Annotated in this window: 2 pseudogenes; both read right to left on the bottom strand. The window is 61.1% G+C overall.

Going from position 1 to position 519, the window contains the following annotated elements:
• A pseudogene (locus tag EN884_RS38045) lies at positions 1 to 75 on the bottom strand (BolA family transcriptional regulator); the annotation flags it as partial.
• 125 nt (positions 76 to 200) lie between these two features.
• Positions 201 to 519: pseudogene (locus tag EN884_RS38040) on the bottom strand (hypothetical protein); the annotation flags it as partial.

Raw genomic sequence — 519 nt, 5'->3', positions numbered from 1 at the left:
ATCGCGAATCGTCACCTTGGCGTCCGGAATGCCGTCCTTGATCAGTTTTTCGATGTCGTGGGCATCCATTGCCATGGCAAAATCCTGTTTCGAGCGGCCGGTAGCCGGCCATAAGATGAGAGTCGGGTGAGCCTAAAGCCTTTCCGGTCCGGATTGAAGCCGTTCTGTCCCGCCAACGGCCACACGGCTTCAGAGAAAGACTAGGCCGGTGGGCTTGCTTCATCCTCGGCAACGTCCTCGCGTGTCGAGAAAGCGCGGCCAAGGCTGAAGGCAAGCACATAGAGCGGCGCGTTGAGCAGCAGGCTGACAATGGGGAGATAGCTCGTCATTTGCCAAGCCGGCGAGAAGAACCCTTGGCCATGGCCGTCGCAGATGAGCGACGAGCCGTACTCCCACAACGCGCCCACGACCACCGTGCCGGCGAAAAGCTTGACGCAGGTGACGATGTGCCTTGCCCGTGCCGGATCCGGGAAAAGGCGGCCCCAGAGCACCAGGCAGATGATCGGGACCGCGTAGAGG

It is taken from the genome of Mesorhizobium sp. M7A.F.Ca.AU.001.01.1.1, from assembly GCF_004022735.1.
Lineage (GTDB): Bacteria > Pseudomonadota > Alphaproteobacteria > Rhizobiales > Rhizobiaceae > Mesorhizobium > Mesorhizobium ciceri.
The sequence above is the reverse complement of the archived record's forward strand: the minus strand, read 5'-3'. Positions and strand labels throughout refer to the sequence as shown.